Here is a 15,021-nt window from a genome sequence, read left to right as displayed (position 1 = left end):
GGTCGTGTGCTCTGCGCAGGCCGGCAAGCTCAGCCGCCGATCGAGAAGCCGGGATCGAAGGTCGGCCGCACGTCGAGCGCCTGCCTGATGAGCCCCACCTGGTGATAGAAGTCCGCCGTGCGCTGCTGGTCGGCGATGACCTGGGCGTCGATCGGCACCCACTTCTGCTGCCGGCGCTCGAACTGCAGCCTGGCGGCTTCGGGCGGGATGCCGATGATCTTCGCGAGCGTGGCCGAATACGCATCGACGTTCCGCAACGACCTGCTCTGGGCCTTCACCACCCTTTGCAGGAAGTCCTGCAGCAGCGGCCGCTTGGCGGCGATCGCCGCATCGGTGGCCGCCAGGTAGCTCAGGCCCGGCAGCAGGTCGCGCCCGCTCACGAGTACGCGCGCGTGCTGGCTCGTTTCGGCGAGCGCGGTGTAGGGCTCCCAGGTGGCCCATGCATCGACCGAACCCTGCGTGAGCGCGAGCTTGGCATCGGCAGGTGCGAGGAAGCGCAGGGTCACGTCCTCCGGCTTCAGGCCGGCGGTCGTGATCGCCTTCAGCGTGACGTAGTGGCCGATCGAGCCGCGGTTGGTCGCGATGCTCTTGCCCTTGAGGTCCGCCGCGGTCTTGAGCGGCGAATCGGGCCGCACGAGCACCGCGGTGCCGTACGAATCGGACCGGTTCGCGCCGATCGCCTTCACGCGCGTGCCCGCGGCGAGTGCGAAGATCAGCGGTGCATCGCCGATCGGGCCCGAATCCACCGCGCCCGCGTTCAGCGCCTCGGCCAGCGGCGCGGCAGCGGGAAACTCCGACCATTGGATGTCGTAGCCGAGGCCTTCGAGGCCGCCCGCTGCTTCGAGCAATGCGCGCAAGCCGCCCTTCTGGTCGCCGGCCTTGAGCAGCGGGCGGGATTGCGCGTGCAGCAGGGCGGAAGGCAGGGCCAGCGTGGCAGCGCCTGCGAGCGTGTGGCCGATGAAATGGCGGCGCGAAAACGAAGTGTGGGCGTCCATGTTCTTGCAGGTCCTCAGGCGGCCTTGCGGCGTGCGGCGATGCGCTCCGCGACGAGCGCGCGTGTGCGCGGGATCAATTCGCGGCCATAGTCGGTCGCGTCTTCGAGCGGATCGAAGCCGCGGATCAGGAAGGTGGTGACGCCGAGCTCGTGGTAGTCGAGCAGCGCATCGGCCACCTGCTCGGGCGTGCCCACCAGCGCGGTGCTGTTCGAACGGCCGCCGATCTCCTGCGCGACCGCGGTCCACAGGCGCTTGTCGAGGCGCGTGCCCTTGTCGGCGGCGGCGAGCAGGCGCCTGGCGCCTTCGCTCTGCTGCGGGCCGCCGCGACCGAAGCCCTGCACCACGCGCAGGCGGCGCGTCTCGGCGAGGATGCCGTCGGCGCGCGCCCAGGCCTTCTCCTCGGTCTCGGCGAGGATCGGACGGAACGACACCGAGAAGCGCACGCTGCGGCCGTGCCTGGCAGCTTCGGCGCGCACGCGGCCGGTGAGCTCGCGCGCCTGGTCGAGCGATTCGCCCCAGAGCGCATACACATCGGCGTGCTTGCCAGCGACCGGAATCGCGGCTTCCGATGCGCCGCCGAAATACACGGGCACATGCGGGCGGCCGTTCAGCTGCTGCAACGGCTTCACTTCGGAGAACGCATCCTTGAAGCGGTAGTGCGCGCCTTCATGGTCGAAGGGCTTCTCGGCCGTCCAGACCTTGCGCAGCACGTCGAGGTACTCGTCGGTGCGCGCATAGCGCTGGTCGTGATCGAGCCAGTCGCCGTCGCGCCTCTGCTCGTCGTCGGAGCCGCCCGAGATGTAGTGCACCGCGAGCCGCCCGCCGCTGTACTGGTCGAGCGATGCGAACTGGCGCGCGGCCAGCGTGGGCGCGACGAAGCCCGGCCGGTGCGCCAGCATGAAGTGGATTCGCTCGGTCACCGAGGCCGCGTAGGCCACGGTCAACGTCGCGTCGGGGCTGGTGGAGTGGTGCGGCACCAGGATGCGATCGAACCCGGCCTGCTCGTGCGCCTGTGCGAAGGCGCGCACGTAGTCGCGGTCGATCGCGGGGCCGCGCGCCGGATGGATTTCGGAGACCTTCTGGGTCTGGATCATGCCGATGAATTCGATGTCGCTCATGCTGTCGGGTCCTTGCGTGGAGAGGGGCGGGGCCGTGACCGTAAGGCGCGAGCGGGTTCGGGAGAAGTCAGGAATTCGAGTTTGGATATGCGCCTTCCGTCGTTCGCGGCGCCCGGGCCGGCCGCTAAGGTGCATGCCCATGAATTCCTCGGATGTCGCCATTCCGCTCGACGCGGCCAAGGCCCGATGAGCATCGCCGCGCTGCGCGAATTCGTCATCGCATTCGGCCATCTGCTCGACACCCGACCGCAAGAAGCGGAGATCCTCGACCAGGGTGGCGCTCTTCTGCGCCGGCTCGTCGCTCGCGACGACTGGCTGCCGGACGCCTTCGCCAAGGCGCATCCGGAGCGCTACCAGCAGTTCCTGCTGCATGCCGATTCCACCGAGCGCTTCTCGGTGGTGAGCTTCGTCTGGGGGCCGGGACAGGCCACGCCGGTGCACGACCACACCGTATGGGGTCTCATCGGCATGCTGCGCGGCGCGGAGTACAGCCAGGCTTATCGCAAGCGCGATGCGGTGCTGCAGCCGCATGGGCGGCCGGTGCGCCTGGCACCGGGGGATGTGGAGGCGGTGTCACCCACGGTGGGCGATGTGCATCGCGTGTACAACGCCTTCGACGATCGCGACTCGATCAGCATCCACGTCTATGGCGCCAACATCGGCGCCGTCAGAAGGCACACTTACCCGGCCGACGGCGCACGCAAGCCTTTCGCCTCCGGCTATTCCAACACGCAACTGCCCAATCTGTGGGACCGATCCGCCGAGCTTCGCCGAACAACATGACCATCCGATTCCCGACCCTCTCGTTCGCCGCCGTACGTGCGGAACTGCTCGCGCGCAGGGAGATCGCGCTGCTCGACGTGCGCGAGGAAGACCCGTTCGCGCAGGCGCATCCGCTGTGGGCTGCGAACCTGCCGCTGTCGAAGCTGGAGCTCGAAGCCTGGCGGCGCATCCCGCGCCGCGACACGCTCATCGTGCTTTACGGCGACCATGCGGGCAGCGACCTTGCGCCGATTGCCGCGCAAAGACTCGCGGAGCTCGGCTATACGCGCGTGCATGTGCTCGAAGGCGGGCTCGATGGCTGGCGCGAAGCGGGGGGCGAGCTGTTCCGCGACGTCAACGTGCCGAGCAAGGCCTTCGGTGAACTGGTCGAGCACGAGCGGCACACGCCGTCGCTGTCGGCCCAGGAGGTCAAGGCGCTGATCGATGCGAAGGCCGATGTGGTCGTGCTGGACGCGCGCCGCTTCGACGAATACCAGACCATGAGCATCCCGACCGCGACCAGCGTGCCCGGCGCCGAACTGGTGCTGCGCGTGCGGGCGCTCGCGCCCGATCCGGCCACGCAGGTGATCGTCAACTGCGCGGGGCGCACGCGCAGCATCATCGGCACGCAGTCGCTCGTGAACGCGGGCATTCCGAACCCGGTGGCGGCGCTGCGCAACGGCACCATCGGCTGGAAGCTCGCGGGTCAGGCGCTCGACCACGAGGCATCGCGGCGCGCGCCCGAGGCGGGGGAGGCGAATCGCGCCGTGGCCCGCGCGAGTGCGCAGGAGGTTGCGCAGCGTGCCGGCGTCAAGTGCATCGCGCTCGATGCGATCGAGTCGCTCGAAGCGCCGGACCGCACGGTCTATCGATTCGACGTGCGCACGCCCGAGGAATACGAAGCCGGGCACCTGCCGCACTTTGCGAGCGCGCCGGGCGGGCAACTGGTGCAGGAGACCGACCACCAGGCGCCGGTGTGCGGCGCGCGCATCGTGCTCGCGGACGACGATGGCGTGCGGGCGCCGATGACTGCGTCGTGGCTCGCGCAGATGGGCTGGGAGGTGTACGTGGTGGAAGACCACCCCACGTCCGCGCGCCAGGTTCGCGGCGCGGCGGCGCCCGTGCATCCCGATGCGCCGGTGGTGGATGAAGTGTCGGTGACCGAACTGGCGAGGCACCTGCGTGAGTCGCCCGGGACCACGGCGGTGATCGACGTGACGGCCGGCGTCAACCACGCACGGCGGCACATCCCCGGCGCCTGGTTCGCGATCCGCGCGCAGCTGGCGCAGGCGATCGAAGCGATCCAGCCCGCGCGACGCTATGTGTTGACCTGCGGCAGCAGCCTGCTCGCGCGCTTCGCCGCGAAAGATCTGCGCAGCCTGCTGAAAGCGCGTGGCAGCGAGGCCGAAGTCTCGGTCTTGGCGGGCGGCAATGCCGCATGGTTCGCGGCCGGCGAGCCGGAGGAAAGCGGCTGGAAGAATGTCGCGACCCCGGCGACCGACCGCTACCGGCGCCCCTACGAAGGCACGGACGCGCCGGCCGAGGCGATGCAGGCCTACCTCGACTGGGAGTTCGGGCTGGTCGCGCAACTGGCGGCGGACGGGACGCACCACTTCCATGTGATCTAGCTTCGCGCCGAAGATCGAGCGAAGGTTGTCGGTGCGCAAACGTCCCTTCGTGATCGTTTTGCCCCTGTCCTTTTCGATGCGACACTCTGGTTCGAACGCAGACCGAGAACCGCATCTCAAGAGGAGGATCGTTGCAATCCAGTGTTGCTTCATTCATGCCATGGCGATGGATCGAGAAATCGAGAAGGCGTGGCTGGCTGCTGGCGATGCTGGTTGCCTGTTGCACAGGGTGTTCGCTCAATCCTGCGTTCGAACGGCCGCCGCTTCCGGTGGCGCCGAGCTACCCCGTCGATGCACCGATTCCTCCGGCCGCCGAGGTGAATGCGCCAGGCCTGGACTGGCAGGACTATTTCACCGATCCCGGCCTGCGGGCCCTCATCGTCGATGCACTGGACGGCAACCGTGACCTGCGCATCGCCGTGCTGCGGGTGCAGGAGGCGCGATCGCTGTACGGCATTGCGCGTTCGGAGCGCTTCCCCACCGTGGGTCTGGGCGCCAGTGGCAGCCGCAGCCGGACGCCGGCCGATCTGAGCCTCACCGGTCGACCGGTCACGGCCGGCCAGTACCAGGCGGGCCTCGGCATCTCCGCATGGGAACTGGATTTCTGGGGCCGCATCGGCAGCCTGGAGCAGGCCGCACTCGAAAGCTACCTGGCGACGGACGAAGCGCGCCGCGCGGTCGAGCTCTCGATCGTCACGCAGGTGGCGGACATCTACTTCCAGTTGCGTGAACTGGACGAGCGCGTGCTGCTGACGGACCGGACCATCGACACTCGCAACGAGAGCCTGCGGATATTCACCCGTCGCTTTCAAGTGGGATCGACCTCGCGCTTCGACCTCGAGCAGGTGCAGGCGCTGGCATCGCAGGCGCAGACGCTGGGCGCGCAACTGGACCAGTCGCGGGCCGAGACGCTGCACGCGCTCACGCGCCTGGTCGGGAAGCCCCTCGTGATTCCGCCCGCGACGACCCCGTTCGATGACCATGCGGTCGTGGCGCCGTTGCACCCCGGCCTGCCTTCGGACCTCCTGGCGGATCGGCCGGACATCATGGCGGCCGAGCACCAGTTGCGCGCCGCGGACGCGAACATCGGCGCCGCGCGCGCCGCCTTCTTCCCGCGCATCACGCTCACCGCGAACGCCGGCACGGCCAGCGCGGAGCTGAACGGCCTGTTCAAGGGCGGCAGCGGCGCGTGGTCGTTCGCGCCCGCGCTGGATCTGCCGATCTTCGATGCCGGCCGGCGCCAGGCGAACCTGGATCTCGCGAAGACGCGCCGCGAGATCGCCGTCAGCGACTACGAGCGCACGATCCAGAACGCGTTCCGCGATGTGTCGGATGCCCTGGCCGCGCAGGAGGCGCTCGAGCGCCAGGTGCTGACGCAGACCACCGCCCTGGCGGCGCAGAGCGAACGTGCACGCCTGGCCAAGCTGCGCTACGACAACGGCTCCTCGGCCTTCCTGGAGGTGCTGGACGCGCAGCGGGACCTGCTCGCTTCCGAGCAGGACCTGGTGCAGCGACGGCGCGCCTGGCTCTCGTCGCGCAGCGCTGTACAGCGCGCTCGGCGGCGGCAGCCGGGCCCTGCCGGCCGTGTCCGAGCCGGAGGAAAAGACGCGCCGATGAACCCCCACCGTGGCACCCCATGAATGCATCGCTCAAGAAGAAACTGCTTCCCATCGTCGCCATCGTCGCGCTGCTCGCAATCGCCTATGTGGGCTGGACGCGGTTCTCGCCCTCCGGACCGGGCGCCGGCTTCGTCAGCGGCAACGGTCGCATCGAAGCCACCGAGATCGACATCGCCACCAAGCTCGGCGGCCGCCTGCAGGACGTGCTGGTGGGCGAGGGCGACTTCGTGCGTGCGGGACAGGTGCTGGCGCACGTGCAGGCGGACGTGCTGAAGGCCCAGCGCGACGAGGCGGCGGCCCAGAGCCAGCAGGCGGTCAACGTCGCGCAGAGCGCCCGCGCGCAGGTCGTGGCACGCCAGAGCGACAAGCAGGCCGCGCAGGCCGTCGTGGCACAGCGCGAGGCGGAGCTCGATGCCGCGCGGCGCCGGCTTGCCCGCTCGGAGACGCTGTCGCGCGAAGGCGCCTCCTCGGTACAGGAGCTCGATGACGACCGGGCGCGGATGCGCGGGGCGGAAGCAGCGCTGAACGCCAGCCGTGCGCAGGTGGCCGCGGCCCAGGCCGCCATCGACGCGGCCAAGGCCCAGGTGGTGGGCGCCGAGTCGGCGGTGACGGCCAGCCAGGCGACCGTGGCCCGCATCGATGCGGACATCGACGACAGCACCCTCACCGCGCCGCGCGACGGCCGCGTTCAGTTCCGGGTCGCCAACCCGGGCGAGGTGCTGGGCGCCGGCGGCAGGGTGCTGAACCTGGTCGACCTGTCCGACGTCTTCATGACCTTCTTCGTGCCGGCGACGGTGGCGGGCCGCATCGGCCTCGGCAGCGAGGTGCGCCTCGTGCTGGACGCGGCGCCCGGCTACGTGGTCCCGGCGCGCGTCTCCTTCGTGTCGGCCACCGCCCAGTTCACGCCCAAGACCGTGGAGACCGCCAACGAGCGCGAGAAGCTCATGTTCAGGGTGCGGGCGCAGATCGATCGCGAGCTGCTCCTGCGTCATCTCAAGCAGGTCAAGACGGGCGTTCCCGGCGTGGCGTGGATCCGGCTCGATGCGTCCGAACCCTGGCCGGCGTCGCTCGACAGCAAGGTCGTGCAATGACACAGGGACCGGCAACGCCGGTCGTGCGCCTGGACGACGTCTCCTACCTTTACGGGAAGGTCCAGGCGCTGGCGAATGTGTCGCTGGACATTCCGGCCGGCCGCATGGTGGGGCTGATCGGCCCCGACGGCGTGGGCAAGTCGACGCTGCTGTCGCTGGTGTCGGGGGCCCGTGCCGTGCAGCAGGGGAGCGTCGAGGCACTGGGCGGCGACATGGCCGGGCGCCGCCATCGCGAGCGCGTGTGCATGCGCATCGCGTACATGCCGCAGGGCCTGGGGAAGAATCTCTACCCGACTCTCTCGGTCGAGGAGAACCTGCAGTTCTTCGGCCAGCTGTTCGGCCACGACGCCGGCGAACGGCGGCGCCGCATCGAAGATCTCACGCGCCGCACCGGCCTGTTCTCGTTCCTCGAGCGGCCCGCGGGCAAGCTCTCGGGCGGCATGAAGCAGAAGCTCGGCCTGTGCTGCGCCCTGATCCACGATCCGGACCTGCTGGTCCTGGACGAGCCGACCACCGGCGTCGATCCGGTCGCGCGCAACCAGTTCTGGGAACTGATCGCCGACATCCGCCAGACCCGGCCGGGCATGAGCGTGATCGTCGCGACGGCCTACATGGACGAAGCCCAGCGCTTCGACTGGCTGGTCGCGATGGACGAAGGGCGCGTGCTGGCCACGGGCACGCCGGCCGAGCTGCTCGAGCGCACCGGCAGTGCGAATCTGGAAGCGGCCTTCGTGGCGCTGCTGCCGGCGGAAAAGCGCCGCGGGCATCGGGCGCTGGTCATCCCGCCGCTGCCGGCTTCCGAAGAGGAGGACATCGCGATCGAGGCGCGCGACCTGACCATGCGCTTCGGCGACTTCGTGGCAGTGGACCATGTGAGCTTCCGGATCCGGCGCGGCGAGATCTTCGGCTTCCTGGGCTCCAACGGCTGCGGCAAGTCCACCACCATGAAGATGCTCACCGGGCTGCTCCCGGCCAGCGAAGGGACCGCATGGCTGTTCGGCCACGAGGTCGATCCGCGCGACATCGCCACCCGGCGGCGGGTGGGCTACATGTCGCAGGCCTTCTCGCTGTATGCCGAGCTCACGGTGCGCCAGAACCTGGTGCTGCATGCGCGGCTGTTCGGCGTCCCGGAGGGCGAGGTGCCAGCCAGGGCGCAGGCCATGGCCGGCCGCTTCGGGCTCGGCGAGCTCATGGACAGCCTGCCGGACGCGCTGCCGCTGGGTGTGCGCCAGCGGCTGTCGCTGGCGGTCGCGATGGTGCACGGCCCCGAATTGCTGATCCTGGACGAGCCCACCTCGGGCGTCGATCCCGTGGCGCGCGACCGGTTCTGGGAACTGCTGGTGGAGCTGTCGCGGCGCGATCGCGTCACGATCTTCATCTCGACCCACTTCATGAACGAGGCCGAGCGCTGCGACCGCATGTCGCTCATGCACGCAGGCCGCGTGCTGGTCAGCGACACGCCCGCCGCGCTGGTCCGGCAGCGCGGCGTTGAGACCCTCGAAGCGGCCTTCATCGCCTACCTGGAAGAAGCCGGTGCGCGCGGCGACATGCCCGAAGCCGCGGGGGCCGGCATGGGCGCCGGCGCCTCGCCCGGCGCGCACCCGCCTGCGCCGGGCCGCCGCTTCAGCCTGGCGCGCGCCTGGAGCTACACCGTGCGCGAGTCGCTCGAGTTGCGGCGCGACCCGGTGCGCGCCACGCTGGCGCTTGTCGGCAGCCTGCTGCTGATGTTCATCATGGGCTTCGGCATCAACATGGACGTCCAGGACCTGAGCTTCGCCATCCTCGACTACGACCAGAGCCAGATGAGCCAGGGCTACGAGCTCAATCTTTCGGGATCGCGCTACTTCGTCGAGCACGACGCGATCTCGGACGAGGCCGAACTGGACCGGCGCATGCGCAGCGGCGAGCTGTCGCTGGCGCTGGTCATTCCGCCGGCCTTCGGGCGCGATGTCCTGCACGGGCGATCGGTCCAGATCGGCGCCTACATCGATGGCGCGATGCCTTCGCGCGCGGAAACCGTCTCGGGCTACGTGCAGGGCATGCACCAGGGCTGGCTGGCCGAACTGGTGCAGCGCCGCATCGGCCAGGCCGCGGCGGGCGCCGCGGCCAGCGTCGAGACCCGCTTTCGCTACAACCCCGACGTGCAGAGCCTGCCCGCCATGGTGCCGGCCGTCATTCCGATGCTGCTCATGATGCTGCCTGCCATGCTCACCGCGCTGTCGGTGGTGCGCGAAAAGGAACTCGGGTCGATCCTGAACCTGTACGTGACGCCGGTGACCCGCAGCGAGTTCCTTTTCGGCAAGCAGCTTCCCTACATCGGCCTGGCACTCTTGAACTTCCTGCTCATGACCCTCATGGCGGTCACGATCTTCGGCGTGCCGGTCAAGGGGAGCTTTCCGGCGCTGCTGCTCGCCGCCGTGCTCTACGCCGTCTGTGCCACCGGCATCGGCCTCTTGGCCTCCACCTTCACGCGCAGCCAGGTGGCGGCGCTGTTCTTCACGATGATCGGCACGATGATCCCGGTCGTGCAGTACGCCGGCATGACCGAGCCGGTCAGTTCGCTGGAAGGCGCCGGCGCCTTCGTCGGCCGCATCTATCCGGCCAGCCACTTCATGACCATCAGCCGCGGCGTGTTCAACAAGGGCCTGGGATTCGCCGACCTGCACGGCTCCTTCTGGCCGCTGGCCGTGGCGATTCCCGTCATCCTCGCTGCAGCCGTGCTGATGCTGCGCAAGCAGGAGCGCTGAAGGTCCTGCCATGCGCGCTCATCTGGCCAACATCTATCGCCTCGGCGTCAAGGAACTGTGGACCCTGTGGCGCGACCCGATGATGCTGCTGCTCGTCGTCTTCCTCTTCACGGTATCGATCCACACCTCGGCCACCTCGATGCCCGAGACGCTCAACAAGGCGCCCATCGCGATCGTGGACGAGGACCACTCGCCGCTGTCGCAGCGCATCATCGATGCCTTCTTTCCGCCGCAGTTCCTCGTGCCCGTGCTGACATCGCGCGAGCGCGTCGATCGGGGGCTGGATGCGGGCAACTTCACCTTCGCCCTGACCATCCCACCCAATTTCCAGCGCGATGTGCTGGCCGGACGCCAGCCGGACATCCAGCTCAACGTGGATGCGACGCGCATGACCCAGGCCTTCTCGGGCAGCGGCTACATCCAGCAGATCGTCCTGGGCGAAGTCGCCAGCTTCGTCCAGCGCTACCGCGGCAGCGCCGCCCCGCCGGTCGAGCTGGCGCTGCGCGCGCGCTTCAATCCGACCCTCAACCAGGGCTGGTTCGGCTCGCTGATGTCGATCATCAACAACGTGACCATGCTGTCGATCCTGCTGACGGGCGCCGCGTTGATCCGCGAGCGCGAGCACGGGACCATCGAGCACCTGCTGGTCATGCCGGTCACCCCGGCCGAGATCATGCTGTCCAAGGTCTGGTCGATGGGCCTCGTGGTCCTGGTCGCCGCGACCTTCTCGCTCGTCTTCATCGTGCAGGGCCTGCTGAAGGTGCACATCGAAGGGTCGATCGCGTTGTTCGTCGCGGCCGCGGCGCTGCATCTCTTCGCAACCACGTCGATGGGCATCTTCATGGCCACGGTCACCCGCTCGATGCCGCAATTCGCCATGTTGCTGATCCTGGTCCTGCTTCCCTTGCAGATGCTGTCGGGCGGCACCACGCCGCGCGAAAGCATGCCCGAATTCGTGCAGCAGATCATGCTGGTCGCGCCGACCACCCACTTTGTCGCGGCCGCGCAGGCGATCTTGTATCGCGGCGCCGGGCTGGCCGTCGTCTGGCCGCAGCTGCTCTCGCTGGTGGCGATCGGCAGCGTGCTGTTCGCCCTCTCGCTGCGACGCTTCCGCAAGACGATCAGCCAGATGGCGTGACGTCAGTCACGCCCGGCGCGTCCTCAGGCGGCGGCCGACATGCGGGCGACTTCGTCGATCCAGGTCGCAAAGGCCTGCATCTGCAGGTGCACGAAGCGGCCCGTGTCCTCGTCGGTGCATTGGCCGTCCGCGGCGAACTTGGCGGCGGCGTTGCCGATGAACACCTCGGGCTTCGCAAGGACCATCGCATTCATGAACAGCAGCACCTTGCGCAGGTCGTACTGCACGCGCGCCCCGCCCAGCGGCCCCGCGGAAGCGGACAGCAGGGCCACCGGCTTGCGGGCCAGGGGCTGGTCCGCACCGCGCGAGATCCAGTCGAGCAGGTTCTTGAGCATGCCCGGCACGGAGAAGTTGTATTCGGGCGTCACGATCAGCACGCCGTCGGCCTGGGCGATGCGTGCCCGGATGTCGGAAACATGAGCGGGAAAGCCCTCGGCCAGCAGGTCGGCGTCGAAGGGCGGCACGCTTCGCCACTCGAGGATGTCCAGCTCCACGTTCGAAGGCAGCTTGGAGGCCGCCAGCTTGAGCGCCATGGTGTTGAAGGAGTCCTTGCGCAGGCTTCCGCTGATGCCGATCACGCGTTTCTTTGCACTGTTCATTTGATTGAGGTCCAGGGGGTTCGAAATCCGCCGATGCAGGCGGGCAGGCCCTGAAGTGTGCCTGCAAGCCGCGTTCGATGGGGCCGAAACGCCGGATCGCGCCCTGGTGCTAGCATTTCCCGCGGGTGCGCTCTGTTGCGGCGCCTCCATCATCATTCCAAGGAGACAACGTGGGAGAACTGCTTTCTCTCCTGCGCTTCAGTGCCGGGTCCGGCCATATCTGGCTCGACGAGCAGCGCATGCTGCTGATGCACGCGCGCTCATTCGCCGAACTGCGCAAGGAGTTGCTCGACTCGCTGGGCGTCGAGCGTGCGCGCGGGCTGCTGGTCCGCCTGGGTTTCGCGTCCGGCCAGCGGGACGGCGAACTCGCCGTGAAGGAGCGCCGCGCCGGCATGCGCACCGAGGACGCCTTCATGCTCGGTCCCCGCCTGCATTCCATCGAAGGCATCGTGAGCGTCGAGAAGGTGCACATCGACATGGACCTCGCGACCAAGCACTTCTACGGCGAATTCCTCTGGGAGAACTCCTGGGAGTGCGAAGCGCATGTGGCGGAGTTCGGCTACGGCGAGGACCCGCAATGCTGGTCGCAGATCGGCTATGCCTCGGGCTACACCAGCGCCTTCATGGGCCGGCTGATCGTCTTCAAGGAGATCGAGTGCACGAGCATGGGCGACAGCCGCTGCCGCATCATCGGCCAGCCGGCGGAGGCCTGGCAGGACGAGCACTATCTCGACTACTTCCGCCAGCACCACGTGGCGCAGAAGCTGATCGAATTCAACCTCGGGCTGGAGCATGTGCGCAGCCTGCAGCCGCGGCGCGAGTACGACCAGAAGCTGGTCGGCGTCTCGCCCGGCTTCCGGGCCGCCTTCGACCTGCTGCGCAGCGCCGCCGACAGCGCGATCACCGTGCTGCTGCTCGGCGAGACCGGCGTCGGCAAGGAAATCTTCGCACGCTGGCTGCACGACAACGGACCGCGTGCGCGGCAGCCCTTCATCGCGGTCAACTGCGCGGCCATCCCGGCCGAGCTGATCGAGGCCGAGCTGTTCGGCGTCGAGAAGGGCGCCTACACCGGCGCGCACCATGCACGCGCCGGCCGCTTCGAGCGCGCGCACGGCGGCACGCTCTTCCTCGACGAGGCCGGCGACCTGCCGCCGGCGACGCAGGTCAAGCTGCTGCGCGTGCTGCAGAGCGGCGAGATCGAGCGCCTGGGCGCCGAGCAGCCGACGCACGTGGACGTGCGCATCGTCGCCGCCACCAACGTGAACCTGCAGGAAGCCATGAAGGCGGGGCGCTTCCGCAGCGACCTGTTCTACCGGCTCAACACCTTCCCGATCACGATCCCGCCGCTGCGCGAGCGCAGCGCCGATATTCCGGCGCTGGTGATGCGCTTCGTCGACAAGTTCAGCGCGCTCTACGGCAAGAAGCTGCGCGGCCTGACCGACAAGGCGATGCGCGAGGTGGTGCGGCATTCGTGGCCCGGCAACATCCGCGAGCTGGAGAACGTGATCGAGCGCGCGGTGCTGCTCGCGCCGGACCGCGGCGACATCGAGGCCGCGCACCTCTGGATCTCGCCGCCAGGCACTTCCGACAGCCAGGTCGGCGCCGGCGGCCTGCTCGGCGACGCGGAGGGGGAGGCCGTTGCGCTCGACGCCTTCTGCGAGCAGCTGCTCGACCAGAAGATCGACATCGGCTCGCTCGAGCAGCGCCTGATGCAGCTGGCGATGCAGCGGGCCCGGGGCAATCTGTCGCAGGCCGCGCGCCTGCTCGGCATCACGCGCCCTCAGCTCGCCTACCGGCTCAAGAAGGAAGGCCTGCCGCCGGCCTAGGCGCGCGCTTCTTGCGTTTTTCACCATTTGATCAAGCTGCACTGCAGCAAATGATCAAACGATGATCCGGGACAACCCGCAGCTGCATGCGGGTCTCGCCCTCGGCTTCATACAAATCAAGCACTTAGCCGCGCTGGCACGGCCGTTGCCCCTTATTGCACGGGCGGCGCGGTTGCCGTCCGACAAGTGATGGATTGAACAAGTGAAGCCTTCCACCCCCGTCCGCGGTCCGCAAAGCGCCGCCGAGATGACAGGACAGCGCTGCTTCGTGCGTGTCACCGGCACGCTGGACGCGCGCTTCGTCGAGTTCGAGTTCGCCATCGGCGATCCGGACCTGGCGGTGGAACTCGTCATGCAGTTCGACCAGTTCCGCGAGTTCTGCGCGCGCCACGCGGTCAGCCACCTGACGCCCGAGGAGGGCGCCCGGATCGACTACGAACGCATGAAATGGCGCTACGGCGCGCCGGGCATCGACCACTGATCTTCAAGGAGACCCCCTGTGCAAGTCGACATCAAGACCTCCGACATCCGGCCGATCCGGCAGACCTTCTCGCATGTGGCGCGGCGACTCGGCGACAAGCCGGCCTCGCGCTACCAGGAGGCCACGCTGGACATGCAGCCCACGGCCAACTTCCACTACCGGCCGCTGTGGCAGCCCGAGTTCGAGCTCTACGACAAGCGCCGCACCGCGATCGTGATGGCCGACTGGTACAGCTTCAAGGACCCGCGCCATTACTACTACGGCGTCTACACCATGGCCCGCGCGCGCCAGCAGGAGGGCGCCGACCGCCAGTTCGAGTTCGCCGAGAAGCGCAGCCTGCTCGCGCAGGCCGATCCGCAGCTGCAGGAATCGCTGCAGCAGGTGATGGTGCCGCTGCGCCACTACGAGTGGGGCGCCAACATGAACATGAGCTATTGCTGCGGCTATGGCTACGGCACGGCGGTGACGCAGGCCTTCATCTTCGCGGCCATGGACCGGCTCGGCATCGCGCAGTACATGTCGCGCATCGGCCTGCAGGTGGACGGCAACAGCGGCGCCGCGCTCGAGGCGGGCAAGCAGGCGTGGCTTGCGCACCCGGCCTGGCAGGGCGTGCGCCGCGTGATGGAGAAGCTCTTCGTCACGCGGGACTGGTTCGAGGTCTTCGTCGCACAGAGCCTGGTGTTCGACGGCCTCATGTACCCGCTGATCCACCGCCGCTACGTGAACGCGCACAGCGCCGCCAGCGGCCATGCGCTCGCGATGCTGACCGAGTTTCCCAACGAATGGTTCGACGAGACCACGCGCTGGGTCGACGCCACGGTGAAGACCGCGGCCGACGAATCGAAGGCCAACGCCGAACAGCTCTCGCGCTGGTACGTGCAGTGGCGCGACCGGATCGCAGAGGCGCTGCAGCCGGTTGCCGCGCTCGCGCTGCACGACACCGGCGCCGGCGTCCTCGCGAACCTCGTCACCGAACTCGATGCGCGTGCCGCGCGCCTCGGCATCCAGCAGTGAACC

Annotated in this window: 11 protein-coding genes and 1 pseudogene; 9 read left to right on the top strand and 3 right to left on the bottom strand. The window is 68.6% G+C overall.

What is annotated here, in order from left to right:
- Positions 1–29: 29 nt before the first annotated feature.
- Both VAR608DRAFT_RS03825 and VAR608DRAFT_RS03820 read right to left on the bottom strand, forming a co-directional pair.
- Positions 30–995 carry an ABC transporter substrate-binding protein gene (locus tag VAR608DRAFT_RS03825; protein WP_088952857.1) on the bottom strand — a complete coding sequence of 322 codons (966 nt, stop codon included), beginning with the start codon at positions 993–995 and terminating at the stop codon, positions 30–32.
- Between the two features lie 14 nt (positions 996–1,009).
- Positions 1,010–2,113, bottom strand: a complete 1,104-nt coding sequence (locus VAR608DRAFT_RS03820; protein WP_088952856.1) for an LLM class flavin-dependent oxidoreductase — start codon at positions 2,111–2,113, stop codon at positions 1,010–1,012.
- A gap of 186 nt (positions 2,114–2,299) precedes the next feature.
- Here VAR608DRAFT_RS03820 and VAR608DRAFT_RS03815 point away from each other — a divergent pair, with 186 nt between their 5' ends.
- From VAR608DRAFT_RS03815 to VAR608DRAFT_RS03790, 6 genes and pseudogenes are all read left to right on the top strand, one after another.
- Positions 2,300–2,896, top strand: coding sequence for a cysteine dioxygenase (locus VAR608DRAFT_RS03815; RefSeq protein ID WP_088952855.1), 597 nt, complete (start codon positions 2,300–2,302; stop codon positions 2,894–2,896).
- Positions 2,893–4,503: a rhodanese-related sulfurtransferase gene (locus tag VAR608DRAFT_RS03810; protein WP_088952854.1), complete on the top strand. Its 1,611-nt coding sequence runs from the start codon at positions 2,893–2,895 to the stop codon at positions 4,501–4,503. The genes VAR608DRAFT_RS03815 and VAR608DRAFT_RS03810 overlap by 4 nt, the downstream gene beginning before the upstream one ends.
- 155 nt (positions 4,504–4,658) lie before the next feature.
- A pseudogene (locus tag VAR608DRAFT_RS03805) lies at positions 4,659–6,120 on the top strand (efflux transporter outer membrane subunit).
- A 19-nt stretch (positions 6,121–6,139) separates the two neighbouring features.
- Positions 6,140–7,213, top strand: a complete 1,074-nt coding sequence (locus VAR608DRAFT_RS03800; protein ID WP_088952853.1) for an HlyD family secretion protein — start codon at positions 6,140–6,142, stop codon at positions 7,211–7,213.
- Positions 7,210–9,960: a ribosome-associated ATPase/putative transporter RbbA gene (rbbA, locus tag VAR608DRAFT_RS03795; protein ID WP_088952852.1), complete on the top strand. Its 2,751-nt coding sequence runs from the start codon at positions 7,210–7,212 to the stop codon at positions 9,958–9,960. Before VAR608DRAFT_RS03800 ends, rbbA begins: the two co-directional genes overlap by 4 nt.
- Before the next feature lie 10 nt (positions 9,961–9,970).
- On the top strand, positions 9,971–11,098 hold the full coding sequence (locus tag VAR608DRAFT_RS03790; protein ID WP_088952851.1) for an ABC transporter permease: 1,128 nt from the start codon (positions 9,971–9,973) through the stop codon (positions 11,096–11,098).
- Positions 11,099–11,121: 23 nt separating this feature from the next.
- Here VAR608DRAFT_RS03790 and VAR608DRAFT_RS03785 read toward each other — a convergent pair whose 3' ends face one another.
- Positions 11,122–11,697, bottom strand: coding sequence for an NADPH-dependent FMN reductase (locus VAR608DRAFT_RS03785; RefSeq protein ID WP_088952850.1), 576 nt, complete (start codon positions 11,695–11,697; stop codon positions 11,122–11,124).
- A 170-nt stretch (positions 11,698–11,867) separates the two neighbouring features.
- On the opposite strand from VAR608DRAFT_RS03785, the gene VAR608DRAFT_RS03780 reads away from it, so the two are divergent.
- The 3 genes from VAR608DRAFT_RS03780 (at position 11,868) to VAR608DRAFT_RS03770 (ending at position 15,018) form a co-directional block, all read left to right on the top strand.
- On the top strand, positions 11,868–13,523 hold the full coding sequence (locus VAR608DRAFT_RS03780; RefSeq protein WP_088952849.1) for a sigma-54-dependent Fis family transcriptional regulator: 1,656 nt from the start codon (positions 11,868–11,870) through the stop codon (positions 13,521–13,523).
- Positions 13,524–13,725: 202 nt separating this feature from the next.
- Positions 13,726–14,004, top strand: coding sequence for a phenol hydroxylase subunit (locus tag VAR608DRAFT_RS03775; RefSeq protein WP_231973200.1), 279 nt, complete (start codon positions 13,726–13,728; stop codon positions 14,002–14,004).
- Between the two features lie 18 nt (positions 14,005–14,022).
- Entirely contained in the window at positions 14,023–15,018 is a 996-nt protein-coding gene (locus VAR608DRAFT_RS03770) for an aromatic/alkene monooxygenase hydroxylase subunit beta (RefSeq protein WP_088952848.1), read from the top strand.
- Positions 15,019–15,021 lie beyond the last annotated feature (3 nt).

The sequence above is a fragment of the Variovorax sp. HW608 genome (genome assembly GCF_900090195.1).
Classification (GTDB): domain Bacteria; phylum Pseudomonadota; class Gammaproteobacteria; order Burkholderiales; family Burkholderiaceae_C; genus Variovorax.
The sequence above is the reverse complement of the archived record's forward strand: the minus strand, read 5'-3'. Positions and strand labels throughout refer to the sequence as shown.

Excerpts from the sequence above, each read along its gene's own strand:
- VAR608DRAFT_RS03825 (WP_088952857.1), bottom strand. The coding sequence starts at position 995 with ATGGACGCCCACACTTCGTTTTCGCGCCGCCATTTCATCGGCCACACG.
- VAR608DRAFT_RS03820 (WP_088952856.1), bottom strand. The coding sequence starts at position 2,113 with ATGAGCGACATCGAATTCATCGGCATGATCCAGACCCAGAAGGTCTCC.
- VAR608DRAFT_RS03815 (WP_088952855.1), top strand. The coding sequence starts at position 2,300 with ATGAGCATCGCCGCGCTGCGCGAATTCGTCATCGCATTCGGCCATCTG.
- VAR608DRAFT_RS03810 (WP_088952854.1), top strand. The coding sequence starts at position 2,893 with ATGACCATCCGATTCCCGACCCTCTCGTTCGCCGCCGTACGTGCGGAA.
- VAR608DRAFT_RS03800 (WP_088952853.1), top strand. The coding sequence starts at position 6,140 with ATGAATGCATCGCTCAAGAAGAAACTGCTTCCCATCGTCGCCATCGTC.
- rbbA (WP_088952852.1), top strand. The coding sequence starts at position 7,210 with ATGACACAGGGACCGGCAACGCCGGTCGTGCGCCTGGACGACGTCTCC.
- VAR608DRAFT_RS03790 (WP_088952851.1), top strand. The coding sequence starts at position 9,971 with ATGCGCGCTCATCTGGCCAACATCTATCGCCTCGGCGTCAAGGAACTG.
- VAR608DRAFT_RS03785 (WP_088952850.1), bottom strand. The coding sequence starts at position 11,697 with ATGAACAGTGCAAAGAAACGCGTGATCGGCATCAGCGGAAGCCTGCGC.